Here is an 18,656-nt window from a genome sequence, read left to right on the forward strand (position 1 = left end):
ACACTGCCCAATATACTGTATTTATATACAGTCATATATGGGTGTTCGAGTATGGGCTGACTTCGGCGGGGCTAAAGGGGGGGGTTGGCACGGGTGGTTTGATCGCAGTGCTTCACACCATCGCCTATGAACAGACGATTTAAACCTTTGTGGCCAAGGCTGCGCCGCAGGCGGTTAGGGGTTTTGGGGCGGGTTAGGTGTTGGTGAGTAGGTCTTGAATGAGCATGTGTTCCAAGCTGGATAAGGCGGGTGAGGGGGTGTGGGTGGAGCGGAGGATGCCGACTTGGAGTTCGGGCAATGCTGGGAGCCGGTTGAGTGACGGTGTGTTTGAAAGCACTTGCAGGTTCGCGGGGAGGCCAAAGGGGGTTCTGAGTGTAATGCCTAATCCGGCGGCAACTGCTGACCAGATGCCTGAGAGGCTGTGGCTGGTCATGTTGATGGTCCACGGGATGCCCGCTTGGTCGAGTGCATCTAAGGCTTGTTGACGCATGAGGCAGGGGGCATCAAATAAGACCAGTGGTAAAGGGTCATGGGCCTGAAAGTGTGGGATTGAATGTTCATCACGAGCGCCAATCCAGCACATGGGGGTGCGGTGAACAATGCGGTAGTGATGCCTTTCGGTGAATCCGTCATGCCAGACTAAGGCGAGGTCGAGTTGGTCGGCGTGTATCGCTTGTTTGAGTTGTGCTTGACGGGCGACTTTGACTTCAATTTGTACCTTGGGGTGGGCGCGATAAAACTGGCCTAATGTGGCGGTGAGTAGGGATTCGCCAAAATCTTCTTGTAGCCCTAAGCGAATGCGGCCGGTGAGGGGGCCTTGCTGCATGGATAGCCAGGCGTCGTCATTTAAGGCCAATAGTTGTCTGGCGTGGCTTAATAGTTGTTCGCCTGCAGGCAGGAGTTGTAAGTGGCGCCCTTGTTTGATGAGAAGCGGTTGCTGCAGTTGATGTTCCAGTTTTTTTAAATGAGCACTTACCGCCGAGGTGGATCGGTGGAGTCGCTCTGCGGCTTGGGCAAAATTACCTAATTCGACACCGACGACAAAGCTACGTAGTGCGTCTAGATCAAACACGGGTTGGCGCATGAGGAACCTGTACGTTCAAAGGTTTTGTTTTTCGGGATGATTGATCCCAATAGATTTGATTTTAAGGATTATTGTCGGCGGTTAAGCTGGCCCCGTCAATCAGATCAGCCCAACGGTGTGGTATGGGCTTTGTGGATGACTGATCAGGTTTTACCCATTAATTGATGCCTATTCACGTGTGTGACATGTGAAGGGCGTAGGAGGTTTTTATGTCGTCAGTGGTGTCTGTAGAGAGCGCGATGGTGTCGGCTCAGCAAGTCTTTGGCGAGATCTCTCCTCAGTTCGCTCGCCTGACAGAAGAGGTGCTCTTTGGTGATGTGTGGCAACAGGGCGAGCTGAGCCTTAGGGATCGCAGCTTGATTACTGTGGCCGCTTTAGTGGCGCTGGGGCGGACAGGGCAGTTGCCTTTTCATTATCAGTTGGCACAAACGCATGGGGTGGATTCTGCCCAGCTTTCAGCCCTGATCACTCATTTAGCCTTTTATGCCGGTTGGCCTGCTGCGGCTTCGGCGTTTGAGGCGATGCAGCCGGTCATGGGGTCGGTATGTGACGATGAGTCGAAAGAGGAGACAGCATCATGCCTTTAATACGCATCAGTTTACCCGATACTTATACCGAGCTTGAGCAGCAAGCCATTTCTGATGGCCTTCATGAGTCTCTTGTGCAGTGCTTTGATGTGCCGGAAAAGGATCGGTTTCACATTATTGAGGGGCTACCGACTCGGCAGTTGGTGATGGACCCGGATTATATGGCGCCGGATGGGCGCTCCGATGCCGCATTGATCGTTCAGGTGACCGCAGGGCGGGTGCGTTCTGAGGCTCAACGTCGGGCTTTTTATGGTGAGCTGGTGAAACGGCTTGAATCTTCGGTTGGGATTCGCCCGGTTGATGTGATGGTGGTGATTTCAACGAATCAGGCGGCAGAGTGGTCATTCAGTCAAGGCATTGGGTTGTCTCAATGGTTAGAAGAGGGGGTGCCATCATGATAAGGGCACTTGATTCAAGAAAGTTGAATCAGTGTGAAAGCCTTTATACTGAGTGGTTTCGAGTGGGGTATGTCGCTCGTGGGGGCTGAATGTTGGAGCCATGTTAGGCGATTGTTTTGTCGGCATCGCTTGAGAGACTAGGCTTTTGGCGTCCTAGATCAAATGATGGCTGAGGCGTGCGGGGTATAATCGTCTTATAGAATTTGATTATTGTATGTTTGTCAGATGATAGGAGCTTGTGATGAACGTTATGCCCCGTACGGTCACTTCACCAAAAAAATTTATGATTGGCGCTGGGTTGTTAGCGCAGATGCAGGAGTATGTGCAAGATTTTGGCGATCATGCTTGGATCATCTGTGATGAGTTTATTTTGGGCCAGGTTCATGACAAGGCGGTACCGGCATTTGAACCGGCCAACATGCGTGCATCCATATCAACCTTTGGGGCTGAGTGTACTGCCGCAGAAATTAAACAGCAGGGGGCGGGTGCGCTAGAGGCTGGGGCTAATGTGATTGTGGGCGTCGGTGGTGGGAAAACGCTGGATTGTGCCAAAGCGGTGGCTTTTGAGCAGAAGTTGCCGGTGGTGTTATTCCCGACGATTGCATCAACTGATGCACCTTGTACGGCGTTGGCGGTCATTTATACCGAATCAGGGGCGTTTGAGCGTTATTTATTCTTGCCGCAAAACCCTGATGCGGTCATTGCCGATACTCAAATCATTGCGGCGGCGCCTGCACGATTTTTTGCGGCCGGGGTGGGTGATGCCTTAGCGACTTATTTTGAGGCACGGGCGTGCTATCAATCCGATGGGGTGAATTTGGTGTTGAAGCGTCCCTCGCGGACGGGGTTAGGTTTGGCGCAGTTGTGTTATCAGTTATTACGCGAGAATGTGGCGGCGGCGATGGATGCGGTACGGCATCAAGTGGTGACGCCTGCGCTTGAGCAAACCATTGAGGCGACTATTTATCTTAGTGGGGTGGGGGCTGAAGCAGGTGGTTTGGCGGCGGCGCATGCGGTCAATAATGGGATGTCGGCCGTGCCGGATCTGCACCATGTTCAACATGGCGAAAAAGTGACTTTTGGTCTGTTGACTCAGCTCGTGCTGGAAAATGCACCTCGCGAGGAAATCGAAGAGGTGATTGAGATTATTCAAACGGTGGGTTTGCCGCTAACGTTAGAGGATATGGGGCTGACCGAGTTTGTCGAATCGCAATGGCGTCAGGTGGCGTCTATCGCTTGTGATCAAGATGACACTATGGGCAATATGCCCGGTAATGTGACTGAAAATGATGTTTACAATGCGATGGTCGCGGCGAATCAGATGGCTCAGCGCTATGCTCAATCATGAAACATCTATGATGTGATGGTGCTTGAATATCAAACCCGGCTGCAGATGGCCGGGTTTTTTTATGGGCAGGTCTCGTGTTTGAGCTAGTGACGTTATAGGCCCTTCGGTATCATAGCGCTTGATTTGGACTTGATTGGGTGAGAGATGAAAGTCGCTGTTGTGGTGAATTGCCTGAAGTTGGGCGGAATGGAGCGCGTTGCGGTTAATTTAGCCGATGCTTTTGCTAAACAAGGCGATGAAGCGCATCTCATTTATCTCAAAGATCGCAAGGTCGAGGTGAAGCCGCAAATGCCCGAGGTTAAGGTGCGATTGTTTAATGTGCGCCGCTTGGTTTTGCAGACGGGTATTGGGGTTTTCTGGCTGATCATCTGCCAAGTGCTCAATCTTGTGTTTAGAAAGAGCTTTCCCTTGTTTTTTGCATGGGCTCAAGCACAGGCTTTTAAGTATAAGCTGCGCCAATTAGAAGCGGAGGTCGGGGCCTTTGATTTAATTATTTTTAGAGGCCAAGGCACTTTTGGGCAAGTGTGGCCATTGAAAGATCCCCGCTTTGTTTTTGTCAGCGAAAGCACTACGGATAGCCGTTTATATGGTGGCTTTTCTCGTGTGTTCTTTAAGTGGTTGTATCAGGATCGCCAAGTGGTGTGTGTGTCAGAAGGGGCGAAGGTGACTTTTGAGCAGATGGTCGATCGTTATCATATTCACTGCCGTTCCGTTCATAAAATTTCAAATCCGAATGATTACGACCAGATTCGCCAGACCGCTGATGTGCAAGCGGCTAATGAGTGCCACCCGCGCCCTTATATTTTAGGGCTCGGCCGGTTGGTGCCGATGAAGCGTTTTTCTTTGTTGATTGAGGCGTATGCGTATGCAAGAAAAACGTTCGGCTTGAGTCAGGATTTAGTGATTGTCGGTGAGGGGCGTGATCGGGCGGTGATTGAAGAAAAAATTCAGGCGCTGCAATTGCAAGATTGTGTCTTTTTAAAAGGACAGCAATCTAATCCTTATCCTTGGTTCCGGCATGCCGATCTCTTTGTTTTAAGTTCGCAAAGTGAGGGTTTGGGCATGGTGCTGATTGAGGCGCTGGCTTGTGGTACGCCAGTGGTGTCGGTGGATTGCCCCGGTGGTGTGCGCGATATTATGCAAGGCCAGTTGAGCCATTTTTTATCGGCTGAAACGCTGGAGGCCTTGGCGGAAAAAATTCAGCAGGGGTTGGCCGGGGCGTTAGCGGATGAGCACGTTTTAGTGAATGAAGAACCTTCAACAGATGACACTGCATCAGCTGTTGTGACGCCCTATTGGCAGGCCTGTGAGCAGGATATCGACAAGACGCTGATGCAGTTTGATCAAGCTTATATCGTGAACCAGTATAAGCACATTTTCTTATCCGGTTTGCGGAGCTGAGTGGTTTATGGTCTCTAAAGATTATCAATATGCGTTAAAGCCCGATAACGAGTTGGCGTTAACGTTGGAAAGCTGCGGGCAAGATCAATGGCAATTGCCGGTATTGGGCCCATCTTTTGTGGGTGATCAATCTGGTGATACCTGGCTGTTGCAGCTGACTTACCAGTCTACCCATAAGAAAAAGCTCGGTGAGATCAGCATCGTCTCTGAGGGCAAGGAAAAAGGGGCTGAGGGGACGCAGTACTTTGAAGCCAACCAGCAAGGCGTGCGCTACCTCAATCTCACTGGACTCTCGTTAGATCGCCCCGTTCGGCTGCATACTGAGTATTGTGAGATTACCTCTGATGTACGGCTGCTGGGGTTTAAATCGCCAGATTTTTCGGATGGCCCCATTTTGATTCTGGCGCCTCACGCGGATGACGCGGAGCTGGCAGCTTATGGGTTTTATCGCCATTGGTCTGCTCAAACTTGGATTGTGACGATTAACGCCGGGCAGAGTTTACCTAAGCTTGATCGTCAATATATTCGTCGGTTGGATGATCAGCTGAGCGATGCCGCGATTCATAAAGCTCAAATCAGGGCGTGGAATAGTGTGACGACACCGCTTCTAGCCGGTGTTGATCAGCAGCGCCTGATTAACTTGGGGTATTTTGATTTAACAACGCCGTTGTTGTACCAGCGGCCTGATGAGGCGCAGACCAATGCTCAGGCGCCGGATTTATCGCCACAAGTGGCGCGGCGTTGGAACCCGTTGGCGTTGCCCTCTGATGACCAAAATATCAGTTCAGGGGCTGCTTTGATTGATGATCTGGCTTATCTGCTTGAGCATATCAAGCCCTCTACCGTGCTGGTCACCGAGCCTGAAATCGATCCGCATGCTGAACATCAGATGACCGCTCATGCCTTGGCATTGGCGATGAAGAAAAGCCAGCATCGCGTTGAACGTGTTTTGATGTATGTGAATCATCTGCATCAGACTAAAGCGTTTCCGTATGGGCCTGAACACGCTCGCACAGCGCTTCCTCCTTGGTTTGATCCTGACAGTGTGTTGGGCGCTTATCAGTGCTACAGCTTTGGCCTTAGCGGCTCGGTGCAAAAAGAAAAAATCATGGCATTCGATACCATGCATGATTTGCGCAGCAAGCCGCGTTGGGAGAAAACCTTTAAGCAATGGTGGTCTCGAAAAGTGAAGAAGAGTGGCTATCGTTTTTATGCGGATCATGCGTATTTTCAAACGCATATTAAAGCGGATGAGGTGTTTACCTGGGTGAATGCTCAACATTTTTCTGAGTGTTTAACTCGGTCTCAAGGCGCGTCACTTTTATCTTCATAAGATGCTTAAAATAAGTCACATATCATTTGATATGTTGCTGTTGTTGTTGGCTTGCCCGTTTGATTGTGTGTGGCTTTATTTTTAGCGGTATTGTTTTAATTGTTACGTATGAGAAAGCTCAGTATTGACGTGCTTTCAAAATGATTGAACCGGGTGCATCTATGCTATAGTTTGCTCGGAGAAAACCCGCTTAATATATTTAAAATTGTGCACTATAAAAAAAGGGAGCCTTCACGTGAGTCACTCATTACCTTTGTTTTCTGCAGCTTTGCTGGCTGCTGCCTTGACCGGCTGCGCGACCCAAAAAGTTGAGGATAAAACACCGCTTGTTGATACCAGTGTGGTTAAAGCCGATTATGTGATTGCCGGTTATATTTTGCCGGATATGAAGGGTGAACAGGTGACTTACACACGGCCTGATCGGCGTTCCATTACCAGTACCACTGAGTATGATTCATGGTTCTCTCGTCAATTTTTTGGGAATGCTCATCAGGCGGATATTGCACGTTTGGATAAGAACTTAGCTTGGTTCGTTGATTACGAGAACGAAACGTATCGCGAGTGTCCGCTGAAGGGATGCGATGACATCAATATCTGGGACGAGCTTGCCAGCTCAGGAGATGAGGAGGCCGAAGAGGAGGCCTACGATCCTTCTGGGGGGGAATCCTGTCAGATGACTACCGCTAACTTCGATTTTTCGGTGACACCGAAAGATCGTAACCGTGATATCAATGGTTTTCGCGCTGACCAATATGTCGCGACTTGGAAGATGGTCGCGACTGATGATAAAGGTAAGCAAGACAAGCATGTGGTGACGATGGATTTCTGGATGACAGAGGCTCGTCAGCAACATCAAGCGGTTTGGGATATAAACGGCCAGTTTCAGAACGGTTATTTGAGTAAGGTGGTGAACCCTGCCAACCCGTTATCTCGTTTCTTTGGTGAAGATATTTATAAAGCCATTGCCATGGTGTCAGGTGATATAGAAAAGAAAGAAATGAACTCTGATTCAGTCGTGTTGAGAAAATTGAATGCAATCAAGGGGTATCCCGTTTCGATTAAATTGGAATGGTATGCGGATAGTCAGGCCTGCCAAGATCAAAAAGAAGCCGTGGCTCAAAATGAATCCAGTGGGTTTGATATGAATGATCCGCTTGGTTCTCTGGGCCAGATGGCCGGTGATATGGTTCAGAGCGCAGCGGAGAAGGAAGTGAAAAGGCGTATGGCTCATGATAAGAATGATCCCTTGCTGACTTATATCTATGACATTACCAGCGCCAAAGTGCAGCCCGAGCATGAGAGCCGTTTTGAAGTGCCCGCAGGTTACATGATGCAGGATCGCCGCTAAAAACTGATGCTCTATATTCCGTTGTTGGGTCATTCAGTGATTCGGGTCTTGTCTCGGTATATTGAATGACTGAATGATTGCATGAAGAAATGATTGAATGAAGAAAGGCCCTCTGTAGGCACAATGCTGACAGAGGGCTTTTTTAGGGCGACCGATGGATGATGTTGAGGGTCATCGTGGTCGTGCCAGTGGGTGTGGTATTGAGCCTAACCGACTCATCCCTCGCCTTAAAAACTCACTTCTACACCGGCATAATAGGTACGATCTGCCGCTGGTTCGAAGTAGCGGTTATTGCTCGCATTGATACGCACATTGGCATAGTGATCTTTGTCCAATAGGTTTCGAACGCCGAGATAGGTGGTGAGCAAGGTGCTCTGACCGAGCTGCCAGCCGTTGCCCGCGCGAAGGTTAAGCAACCAATAGTCATCAACGTCGACGGTGTTGGCATCGTCGGCGACCATGTCACCGATGTAGCGGGTTTCCAAGGTGGCGAAACGGTGGTGTTGATCTTGCCATTGGAGTTGGGTAGTCCAGGTTTGCTCCGGCAGGCCGGGTAGGCGGTGGCCGCTGAAATTCTGACCGTCAATGGGATAATCATCAAATTCATACTGGGCCAGTGTCAGTGCACTGTCGATACGCCAGTTGTCGGCAATCTGCCAACCTAACGACAGCTCAATGCCTTTCCGGGTGGTATCGCCAGCATTGCGATAGAAAGTGCGGTTACTATCGCCAGCGAGTTCGTAAGGGACCAACTCATCGCGCACATCAATCCAGAATAAGGCGAAGTCATAATTGATGCCTGTGTCCCAGTCACCTCTGAGTCCGAGTTCATGATTAACGGATTTTTGTGGGTCGATGCTGGCGTTGAAGCCGCCGGTACCATTGGGGTTGGCAAATTCAGAGAAGGTCGGTGTTTCATAGGCGGTGCTGATATTGAGGTAAGCCTGATGATTAGGCTGGTAACGGTAACTTAAGCCTAATGAGCCACTCCACTCATTGAAGGTTTTGTCACCGCTTTGATCGCCATTACTCATAAAGTGATCATCGGCTTCGAGCTTAACACGATCAAAACGCCCCCCTAAGGTCAGCGTTAAGCTGTGTGGCAAGGTCATATCCGTTTGCGCAAAAGCCCCCAGTGTGGTGGCGGTTTGTGTTTCGTCTTGGGTTAGGCCTTCTTGATGACCCGCGAAGCTGATGGCTTTGCGATCTCGATGATCTTGTTGGCGGCGTGCTTCAACCCCAGCGGTATAGTGAAGTAAATGGGGCCCCATGGTGACGTACTGGCGGTATTCTGCACTGGCGCCGTAATAATCTCGATCGTAGCTGATCAGGCTGTCACCGGGGTAGGGCAATTGCTGTTCGAAATCCCGCTGCATGAAAAAGCTCTTGAGATAAAGTTCGCCGGGCCCGGCGGAGAGGTCTTCATATTGCAAGCCGATCACTTGTTGGTCGACCGTTTGGCCGGTCTCAAATTTTTCAGTGAACTTGCCTGACTGGGTGCGATCGTCTTTGACCTGTGCGCGAGTCAAGGCGCCAGGGTCCTCCGAACGAGGATTATCCATCAAGTTGATAATAAGCGTGAGTGCCCGGTCATTATCCAGCTGTCGGCGGAGTTTGCTGTTGAGCAGGTATTTTTCGACGTGGCTTTGATCCCGATAGCCGTCAAAATTTAAGCCCGAAACACTGACGCTGTGTGACCAGGGGCCATTTTGCCCACTATTCTTCAGGCTAAGCTGACCATACCCATCACTGCCGCCTTCAGCTCGGATGGTGGTCCCTGGTGGTGTTTGTTGACCATCCGATGTCGTGATACTGAGCACACCACCGGCTGCGTTGCCATAAAGCACTGATGCGGGCCCACGAATCACTTCGATGCGTTGTGCGCTATTGAGGTCAATGGCATCCAATTGAGCTTGACCATCGACCAGGGTATACGGAATGCCGTCGACCATTACGGTGACCCCCCGTACGCCAAACTGTGCTCGTGATCCAAAACCCCGAATGGCAATGCGCTCACCCTGAGCAAAGTTTTCCCGATTCTGCAGGAAAATGCCGGGTTCTGTGTTCAGGGTTTCATCTAGCTTCAAACGCTGCTGCCCCTGACTGATCGACTCCTCTCCAATAGACGATACGGCTGCGGGGGTGCTGTAAAGATCGCGGTCAATCCGAGGGGCTTTGATGGTGAGAGTGCTTAATGATTGAGGTTCGGCGTGCGTTATCGACGCGAGCCCAATGAGTGCGAGCGCTAAAGGAGAACGGAGCATCGGATGAGCATATTTCGGTCGATGGCAAGACGGCATGGGCGGTCACTTCTGTTGATGTTTTCGAGGACATGTTTTTAAGGACATGCTTTTAAATGCATATTTTTAAATACATGTTTTTAAGTACATGTTTTTAAGTACAAGGCATCCCCAGCGCTGATGACGCGCTGAAAATCGCAGGCTTGGAACAGTACGGGTTGCTGAATAGAGGGATTTTGGTGAATTCGGCGGTGGAGGTCAAATTAGATAGCCTGCTTATCAGGACTTTAGCCAGCGGCGCAGAATACGTATTGGCTACAAGTTTTAAGTTGAAATGAACTTTTTAAGTGACATAAAGCCTCTCGCGAGCGCCCATGAGCATCATATGACGCCAGTTGATGTCGACATGTTAAAACGGCCCGTCATGAGTCATCTATGACGGGCCGCTTTATTGCTTGGGGGGATGGATGCAGCCTTGTTCAGTATCGATTTAGGTCAACAGCAGATTTTGGTAAACACAACGGATTTTGGTAAACACAACGGATTTAGGTAAACAACAGCGGCACCATCAAGCTGGAGATCAGTAGAATCAGTGCGCCGCCTAGGCGTGATGAAATCTGTGCAAAGGGCATCAGTTGCATCCGTTTGGCTGCAGATAGAACGGCGACATCGCCGGTGCCGCCCATATTGGCCATACATAAGCCAGCAGTGATAGCGGATTCGACCGGATAAAAACCGACCATTTTGCCGAGTAAACCCGCGCCAAAAGCAGCGCCTGCAACAACGGCGAAGACAATCAGCACATAGGTGATGGAGATAGCGTCAATGACTTGGCCCAGGTCGGTGTAGGCGATACCAATGCCAAACAGGAGGGCGAAGGTCCAGTTTTTGGCGACAAATTTAAACCAGTGTGAGGCTGAATCAGTGGCGAACTCTGGCATCAGATTGGAGATTTTGACGGTGGCGACCAGAATGATCATCAGTGCGTAGGGATGCAGGGGGATAAAAGCCCCTAAGATACTACCTCCGGTGAAAAAGGTTAATGCAATGACGAGGCCGATGCCGAGTTTGTTGATATCGACAGGGGTGTTGCTTTCGGTGATTTCTACACCGGGCATCATCTGGCCACCACCAGAGAGCCCTGGCACTCGTTTGGCTAACCCATCCAGCAAACCGGCGATGATAATGGCGAATACATTGCCTAAGGCAAGGGCCGGCACAAGAATTGAAATATAGTAGCTGGCGGGTTGTCCCAGCAGTTGCTCATAAATTTGGCTCATAGGCACGGCACCCGCACCCATTCCGCCCCCCATAATCGGTAAGGTGATCACAACAACGGCATCTTGCACTGAGAAGCCCAGTAATTGCCCCATGGCCACCGCAAATAAACAGGCAAAGAGTACGGCGGCCAGTAGTGGTAACGCAAAGCGGGTTCCCACTTTGACTAGGATCTTAGAATCCATACCTAATATGCTGCCGGTGATCAGTGCGGCAATATAAAAGTTGAGAAAGCCACCCCCTCTCATGAAGCTGGTGACATTGTCACTGATATGAGCGGGAAGCGCGCCGATATAGACCAGTGTGGCTGCACCGAAAATGGCCAGAATAGCGCCGCCGCCCAGGTAACTTTTGATGATGGGTAGGCGATCGCCGATAAATCCGAACAGTTCACCCAGTACCATGATCACCAAGAAAGCGCCAATCATCCCTTTAGGCAGTACATCAAGGTAAATCGCAACCACCATCACTAAGGCGATGAGGCTAAAAAGATGCAACGGCATTCCAAAAATGTGCAGCTGACTGACCTGAGAATGTGCGGCACTGCTGGTCGCTGCTTTGTTGCTAGCAGGCCCGGCACTGTTGATTGTGTGGTTCATGGCATCACTCCAAATCGTTTAACCCTTTGCTCGACGGCACTGGCTGCTCGACGGCTCTGGCTTGGCCTTGCGTGTTATGATTTTCGCTTCTGATGAGCGCAGAATGTGCAAGGTTTCGGCGAGAATACGGGTTTACGGCGGAAGGCCAATCTTTGGGTAATTAAAAAAACATTTCGTAATTAAACAAAGCCGATGGGTCGTTGGCTGCATAATTTGTGGCTTGAAAAAATGCCACCAAGGTCGAATGCATTGGCGCATTCGTGTGTTGTCTAGGGGCCTTGCCGATCAAAGGGTATTTGAGAACAAGGTTTGGATATGAAATCTTTTGGAAGATAAAAACCTTGTCAGATAAAAGTTTTGTTGGATAAAGGCCTTTCATGATGAATGGTTTTAAAATAAAGGCATTTGAAAATAAATGTCGTTAAAGTGGCGGCTTTCGATTGAATGCTTCATGACATGATCAGTGGGTCGTGGGGTTGATCTATCCATCGAGGGTTGATCCGTAGCGGGTTGATAAGCAATGGGGTTGATGATCTCTTGACTAAGCAAGCACAACAACACATTCGATCACGCTGGCCGCTGAGTCTCTTGATCGCTTGGGTCTGTATCGTGTTGATTGCGATGACATTGGTCGCGGCCTTTACGTTGTTTAACCAGCAGTTAGTGACCAGCCTTGAGCAAGCTCAATCTCGTCGGGTTGAGAATCTTGCGTTATCCGTTGCGCAGCGGCCTGATGTTGTACAAGCGCTAAACCATCAGCCATCAGGTTCCGTGCGGTCTGATCCCGCGCTACAAGCCGCTATTGAGGCGCTGCGTCAGCAGGCGGGCATGGACTTTATTGTACTGATGACGCCGGCATCTCAACGCTTAACCCACCCAGACCCCGATAAAATTGGTCATCATTTTCAAGGTGATGATGAAGCCGCTGCACTGGCGGGGTCGGTGTATACATCACGAGCAGCAGGGACTTTAGGTGTGAGTCTCCGAGGTTTTGCCCCAGTGAAGGATCAAGCTCAAAACATTATTGGTGCGGTGTCGGTAGGGGTGACGATGAACCGGCTGACTCCCTTGTGGGATCGACATCGTACGCAGCTTGTTCTGACGCTTATGTTGATTGGTGTGGTGGGCGCTATTGTCGCGATGTGGTTTGCGCGAACGGTCAAGCGTCAATTATTGAATATGGAGCCGCAAGATATTGCCTATCTGGTACAGCAGCGTCAGGCCATGTTGGATGCGATTCAGGAGGGGGTGTTAGCGGTTGATGCTGAAGGCCGCTTGACGATGCTTAATCCAGCGGGACGTCAATTGTTGTCAAGGTTAAGTCGGCCGTTACCCGAGCCTGGTGAATGGTTATTTCAGCGCTTTCCTGAGTTTAAACGCCCTCGTTTACAGTCTGAAGCTGGCGCTCAGGCCCGTGATGATGGTGCTTTTGCCTATCAAACGGTGACGCTGGATGGGGTGACGCTGCTGGTGAGTTATCAATCGGTACTCTGGCATGATGAAACGCTAGGGGCATTATTCACTTTTCGTGATAAAGATGCTGTGCATCTATTGGCTGAAGAGCTGACGGGCGTACATCGGTATGCAGAAGCCTTACGCGCCTCTACACATGAGTTTAAAAATAAGCTACATGTCATCCAAGGGCTGTTACATCTACAAGATTATGCGACGCTGAATGATTATTTGCAGAGCGTGCAAGATGCCCGTTTGGCCCCTTCTGAAATGTTAGCGACTCAATTGCATGAGCCCGTGCTGATAGGGTTTCTGCTAGGTAAGCAAAGTGAGGCGCGTGAGCGTGGTGTACAGTTTGATCTTCAAGTTGAAAGTCAGATTCCCGCTTCATCAAGCCCTCGTGCTGTCCATGACTTGGTCACGGTGGTGGGCAATATCATTGAAAATGCATTTGAGGCATTACTGGACCAGCCTTCACCTCATTTGGTGATGACGTTAGCCCGAGAAGATGATGCCTTATGGTTGCAGTGTCAGGATAATGGGCCAGGGATTGACCCAGATTTGTTGCCTCATGTGTTGGCTAAAGGCGTGTCGGCCAAAGGGGAAGGCCGAGGTCTTGGGTTGTCTATGGTGAAAGCCCGGCTGGATGATGTCGGCGGTGATATCAGTGTGTATTCAACACCTGGTCAGGGCACTTTGATTGAAATTATGTATCCCTACTGGAGTGAGTATGATGCCAATGAGCACTGATATGCGGGTCATGATTGTCGAAGATGATCCAATGGTCATGAAGCTCAATGTGGAATATCTCGCTCGGGTTGAAGCCATGACGCTAGTGGCTCGATGTAGTGACCTGACAACGGCCCGTGTGGTGGTTGAGCGTGAACCCGTGGATATTGTGTTATTGGATGTGTATCTGGGGGCGCGCAATGGCTTGGAGTTGGTTCGTTTATTGCGTGAGCGGGACGATGTGCCTGAGGTGATTTTGATTACTGCGGCTTCTGAGTCGGAAACGGTGCGAGAAGCTCGCCGCTTGGGAGTGACCGATTATTTAGTTAAACCGTTTGAGTTTAAGCGCTTCCGGGAGGCGTTATTGAATGCACAGCGTCAGCGTGTGACCTTACGCCAAGCGCGCGAGTCGTTTGATCAGTCAACGCTGGATACGGTCTTTCGTGCATCAAAAACGGAGGTCGGGCGTCCTTTTGGGCTACCTAAAGGACTCACACATCCCAGTCTTGTACAGGTGATTGATGCCATTAACCGAGTTAATGGCAGTACTTTTTCCACCGAGGATATTGCCCGTATGACGGGGATGTCTCGGGTTTCGGTGCGCAAATATTTAAAGTATATGGTAGAGAAGCATGTGTTGAGTGAGACATTTGCTTATGGCCAGATTGGGCGCCCTTCCTTTACCTATACTTGCCTGGATCTAGACGGTCTGGAGTGCTTGCGTGATCCTGTTGACCTATAAAGACACTCGCCGTGATTGATCGTTTTAGCGCTAATATGGGATCGACAGTTGGATCGACCGATATATGGGCAGTGATTTTCAATGGAAAGGAGGCAGTATGGCTGATGTGATTGATTTTGAGATTCATGGCGCAGAGATGCAGTTGGTTGAGATTGAGCTTGATCCGGGGGAAGGCGTTCGAGCCGAAGCCGGGGCCATGATGTATATGTCTGACGGCATTGCGATGCAAACGGGCACTGGTGGTGGGCTTTTCTCTGGTTTTAAACGCATGCTGACCGGCGAGAGTTTTTTTATTACGACCTTTTTGCATGAAGGTGAAGGTAAAGCTCATGTGGCCTTTGCTGCCCCTTATCCGGGGAAGGTGGTGCCACTTGATTTAGCCCAGTTGGGCGGACAGGTGTTGTGTCAAAAAGATGCGTTTTTATGTGCCGCCTCAGGCATTGAAATTGATGTCGCCTTCTCGAAGAAACTGGGCGCGGGTATCTTTGGTGGTGAAGGTTTTATCCTTCAACGCTTGTCTGGAGATGGCCTGGCTTTTGTTCATGCTGGCGGCACGATTGTGCGTAAAGATTTATTACCCGGGCAAACGTTACGTGTCGATACTGGGGCGCTAGTGGCTTTAACGCCTTCAGTGGATTATTCGGTGAAGTTCATTGGCGGGTTCCGTAACGCACTCTTTGGTGGAGAAGGGCTCTTTGTCACCACCTTGGAAGGCCCAGGAACGGTGTGGCTACAAAGTTTACCTTTTGCGCGCCTCGCCGACCGTATTGTGGCTGCCATACCTCAAGATCGTAATCAAGGTTAGAGGGCCGGGTTAGGCAAGAGGGCATGGCCGGAAGGGCACAAGAGTAATGTCAGTCTATGCGGTTAGATCAATGTTTTGTCTACTGGACTTGTCGGCCTGTTTTAAAAGCGGGTTTTAAAAGCTTAAGTTTATCTTAAGCATGCTTTGACATGCTGCGCTTGAACGAGAGAGGTGCGAGCATGCGTGCGTTATTAATCGAAGATGATCCGTTATTAGGCGATGGCATTAAAATTGCCATGGAGCGTGAGGGATACACCGTTGATTGGTTGACCCGTGGGCAAGCGGGGCTGTTGGCTGTCCGCAATGATGAGTTCAGTGTTGTCGTGCTGGATTTGGGCTTACCGGATATTGATGGTCTGGATGTTTTGGCGGGTATTCGTCGCTACACGGCCTTGCCGGTGTTAATTCTGACCGCCCGAGATGCGGTTGAAGATCGTATTCGTGGGCTCGATGCGGGGGCGGATGATTATGTGCTCAAGCCCTTTGATTTACAGGAGTTACTGGCACGGTTGCGGGTGGTGATGCGGCGTGCCGAAGGGCGTGCTTCGCAGCTGTTGACGATCGGGCAGTTGACCATTGACGAAGCCCAGCACAGTGTGTGCTGGGCAGGGCACAATGTGGCCTTGGCCCGCCGTGAGTATACGCTGCTCTTAGAGTTGGCGCGCCATGCCGATAAGGTGTTATCACGCCCACGTCTGGAGAGCTTGTTATACGGCTGGGATCAAGAAGTGGAGTCGAATACGGTGGAAGTTCATATTCACCATTTGCGTAAAAAACTGACTAAAGGTTTGATTGCCACCGTCAGAGGTGTGGGCTATCGCTTGGATAGTGGTGCTGCCGGATGAGGTGGGGATTACTGTGGAAACGCTCAGAGCGGCGACAATCTGAACGCCCGATAACATCGGTACGACGTTATTTATTAAAGGCGCTGATGGCGGTGCTGGCGGTTGCAGGCGCGGTCGCCGTTCTAGCGGCTTATCTGATTACCGATCATGAGATGGAAGAAATTCTAGATACGCAGCTGAGCTTGCATGCGCGGATTGTGGCCAGCCAGCTTTCCTCTGAACCGACTGCTGAAGCATTAACAGCTTTAGCCACACATCTGAATTTGCCCGGTCATCCGGCGGGATTTTATCCTCAGTCAGGTGCTCATGCCCAAACGCAGCCGTTGAGTCGTGATCAGCGTTATCACGAAGAAGAACGGCGTTTAGTTGTCGGGTTCTGGCGTCCAAATGGCCAGCCGTATTTGATGGGGGGGCCGTGGCAGGATCATGGTGCTTTTCCAGCCCCAAGCGAAACAGGCTACCGCTGGGCGGACTACAACGGCTATCGCTGGCGTGTTTTCAGTATGCAAGATCAACACAGTGGTCTGTGGATCAGTTTAGGGCTTAGGCGTAGCTTTCATGATGCGATCGTTCAGCGTATTACACTGAATAATTTATTGCCCATGCTATTGTTGTTGCCTGTGCTGTTATGGAGCTTGAACCGTATTATCCGTCGTGGATTGGCGCCCATCAACCAGTTATCTCAGCAAGTCCAGGGGCGCGATGCCCAGGATTTAAGCCGACTTGATGAGCCTGTCCCACGAGAGATTGAAGGGCTACAACAGTCCTTGAATGGTTTTATTGATCGTTTGGATAAAACGCTAGAACGTGAGCGCCGCTTTAGCGCTGATGCTGCCCATGAAATGCGCACTCCGTTGGCCGCAATTCGCATTCATTTAGATAATGCCTTGGCTGGTGAGCAGGCCTCATTACATAAGGCTTATACCGGTGTTGAACGCTTGCAGCGTGTTGTCGAGCAGTTGTTGACTCTGGTACGGCTGGATCGTGGAGGGCGTGTTACACCCAAAACGTCGATCGATGTATATCCCATCGTGATTGAGTTGATGGCTGATCTCTATACGCAAGCACATCAACGCCATCAGCGATTGAGCTTGACCGGTCTCATGGCATTGAATGTTCGAGCTGATGCCACTGAGGTGGGGATTTTATTCCGGAATCTGGTCGATAATGCGCTGCGTTATACCCCTGAGGGTGGGGAGATTGAAGTGATGCTCGGGTGTCGGGCAGGCCATCCTTTTCTATGCGTACAGGATTCTGGCCCGGGTATTCCCGAGCATTTGATGGCGCATATGACGGAGCGCTTTCGCCGGGCATCTGATCAAAGTATTACGGGTAGTGGGCTGGGCCTTTCTATTGTTCATGAGCTGGTGACGTTACAACAAGCAGAATTACAGTTGAGTAATCGCCAGCCTCATGGCTTAGAGGTCACGGTACTCTGGCCTGCTGTCTCGCGTTGACTGCTACGCTGAAAAGTCGAGACGATGTCTGACCGCGAGACGATTTATGGTGGCGAGGCGATAATGCCGGAGATCCGTTCACGTAGCCAGCGGTGAGCTGGATCGACTTCCTTACGTTCAGGGTGGCCCCTAGGCCGATCAAGATGATGTGCCCTCCTGTGGCTAAATCGAGTGCTGTCCCCTTTAGCAACATCTTCGTTATTGTGGCCTCATTCATTGGTATCACCTTCTGGTTGTTACTGTTGTTGAATGACGGTTGTTAAATCACTGCTGTTGAATCACTGTTTTAGATAGCACTTGCTAAGGTTACAACTTAAAGTTAACTTTAAGTCAATGCCTTATTTTATGGGCTCAGCAGTCAGTAGAAACTGAGAGCGATGTGCGTTAAGGGCTGAAAAATGTGGGGCCTGATAGGGGACAGTGATGAAAGTATTGGATATCGGCGAGGTAGCCGCATTAAGTGGATTTAAGACTTCTGCTTTACGTTATTACGAAGCACAGGGATTGATTTCCCCGCTGGGGCGCCATGGACTAAGACGTCAATATGCCGACTCCGTATTGCAAACCTTATCGTTGATTGCCCTGGGGCGTCATGCGGGGTTTTCGCTTGATGACATTCGAGAGATGCTGGGGCCGCAGGGGAGTGTATCGATTGACCGCGAAAAGATGCGGCAAAAGGCCCAAGAGGTAGGGGATACCATTAAACATTTGACGCTGATTCAAAAGACTTTAGCGCATGTGGCTGATTGCCCCGCTGAAGACCATTTGGCGTGCGCTTCATTTCGCAAATTGCTCAAACGCGTGAACCGCAACCAGGGCGCTATCAAGACTTGATTGCTGACCCGTCAGATTGCTTGGCTGATATCCCCGTGTATGCTTGAGTTGGCCTTGCTCGATGAGAGTTTTTAAAAGAGCTTTAAAGCTTATGTCGATATATGCGTTTTATCTTATTTTTATAAGGATTGTCGATTGTGTCTACGACGTCGCTGATCGAGTCGCTTTTATTATGA

General features: G+C 50.3%; 15 protein-coding genes. 12 read left to right on the forward strand and 3 right to left on the reverse strand.

The window, feature by feature from the left end; translation table 11 throughout:
* Positions 1-193: 193 nt before the first annotated feature.
* Complete coding sequence (locus BFW38_RS06190) at positions 194-1,084, reverse strand: LysR substrate-binding domain-containing protein (RefSeq protein WP_068997610.1); 891 nt, start codon at positions 1,082-1,084, stop codon at positions 194-196.
* 209 nt (positions 1,085-1,293) lie between these two features.
* On the opposite strand from BFW38_RS06190, the gene BFW38_RS06195 reads away from it, so the two are divergent.
* From BFW38_RS06195 to BFW38_RS06220, 6 genes are all read left to right on the forward strand, one after another.
* On the forward strand, positions 1,294-1,671 hold the full coding sequence (locus BFW38_RS06195; RefSeq protein ID WP_175400946.1) for a carboxymuconolactone decarboxylase family protein: 378 nt from the start codon (positions 1,294-1,296) through the stop codon (positions 1,669-1,671).
* Positions 1,662-2,069 (forward strand): tautomerase family protein, encoded by a 408-nt coding sequence (locus tag BFW38_RS06200; protein WP_068997611.1) that lies wholly within the window; start codon positions 1,662-1,664, stop codon positions 2,067-2,069. The genes BFW38_RS06195 and BFW38_RS06200 overlap by 10 nt, the downstream gene beginning before the upstream one ends.
* 241 nt (positions 2,070-2,310) lie before the next feature.
* The gene (locus BFW38_RS06205) at positions 2,311-3,417 is read left to right on the forward strand and encodes a glycerol dehydrogenase (RefSeq protein WP_068997612.1); all 1,107 of its coding nucleotides are present in this window, start codon (positions 2,311-2,313) and stop codon (positions 3,415-3,417) included.
* 144 nt (positions 3,418-3,561) lie between these two features.
* Complete coding sequence (locus tag BFW38_RS06210; RefSeq protein WP_068997613.1) at positions 3,562-4,818, forward strand: glycosyltransferase; 1,257 nt, start codon at positions 3,562-3,564, stop codon at positions 4,816-4,818.
* Positions 4,819-4,825: 7 nt separating this feature from the next.
* A complete protein-coding gene (locus BFW38_RS06215; RefSeq protein WP_068997614.1) occupies positions 4,826-6,151 on the forward strand; it encodes a PIG-L deacetylase family protein in 1,326 nt (441 codons plus the stop codon).
* A gap of 235 nt (positions 6,152-6,386) precedes the next feature.
* A complete protein-coding gene (locus BFW38_RS06220) occupies positions 6,387-7,499 on the forward strand; it encodes a hypothetical protein (RefSeq protein WP_068997615.1) in 1,113 nt (370 codons plus the stop codon).
* A 227-nt stretch (positions 7,500-7,726) separates the two neighbouring features.
* Here the strand turns inward: BFW38_RS06220 and BFW38_RS06225 are convergent, their stop codons facing one another.
* Positions 7,727-9,799, reverse strand: coding sequence for a TonB-dependent receptor family protein (locus tag BFW38_RS06225; RefSeq protein ID WP_084004493.1), 2,073 nt, complete (start codon positions 9,797-9,799; stop codon positions 7,727-7,729).
* 485 nt (positions 9,800-10,284) lie between these two features.
* The gene (locus BFW38_RS06230; RefSeq protein ID WP_068997617.1) at positions 10,285-11,616 is read right to left on the reverse strand and encodes a 2-hydroxycarboxylate transporter family protein; all 1,332 of its coding nucleotides are present in this window, start codon (positions 11,614-11,616) and stop codon (positions 10,285-10,287) included.
* A gap of 537 nt (positions 11,617-12,153) precedes the next feature.
* Between BFW38_RS06230 and BFW38_RS06235 the strand changes: the two genes are divergently transcribed.
* The 6 genes from BFW38_RS06235 (at position 12,154) to BFW38_RS06260 (ending at position 18,480) form a co-directional block, all read left to right on the forward strand.
* Entirely contained in the window at positions 12,154-13,818 is a 1,665-nt protein-coding gene (locus BFW38_RS06235) for an ATP-binding protein (RefSeq protein ID WP_139116569.1), read from the forward strand.
* Positions 13,799-14,539, forward strand: coding sequence for a response regulator (locus tag BFW38_RS06240; RefSeq protein ID WP_342668842.1), 741 nt, complete (start codon positions 13,799-13,801; stop codon positions 14,537-14,539). Before BFW38_RS06235 ends, BFW38_RS06240 begins: the two co-directional genes overlap by 20 nt.
* A 97-nt stretch (positions 14,540-14,636) precedes the next feature.
* Positions 14,637-15,344: a TIGR00266 family protein gene (locus BFW38_RS06245; RefSeq protein WP_068997618.1), complete on the forward strand. Its 708-nt coding sequence runs from the start codon at positions 14,637-14,639 to the stop codon at positions 15,342-15,344.
* A 179-nt stretch (positions 15,345-15,523) separates the two neighbouring features.
* The gene (locus tag BFW38_RS06250) at positions 15,524-16,189 is read left to right on the forward strand and encodes a response regulator (protein ID WP_068997619.1); all 666 of its coding nucleotides are present in this window, start codon (positions 15,524-15,526) and stop codon (positions 16,187-16,189) included.
* The gene (locus BFW38_RS06255; protein WP_342668844.1) at positions 16,186-17,646 is read left to right on the forward strand and encodes an ATP-binding protein; all 1,461 of its coding nucleotides are present in this window, start codon (positions 16,186-16,188) and stop codon (positions 17,644-17,646) included. Before BFW38_RS06250 ends, BFW38_RS06255 begins: the two co-directional genes overlap by 4 nt.
* 423 nt (positions 17,647-18,069) lie before the next feature.
* On the forward strand, positions 18,070-18,480 hold the full coding sequence (locus BFW38_RS06260; protein WP_068997620.1) for a helix-turn-helix domain-containing protein: 411 nt from the start codon (positions 18,070-18,072) through the stop codon (positions 18,478-18,480).
* Positions 18,481-18,656 lie beyond the last annotated feature (176 nt).

This window comes from Terasakiispira papahanaumokuakeensis, assembly GCF_001709345.1.
GTDB lineage: Bacteria > Pseudomonadota > Gammaproteobacteria > Pseudomonadales > Halomonadaceae > Terasakiispira > Terasakiispira papahanaumokuakeensis.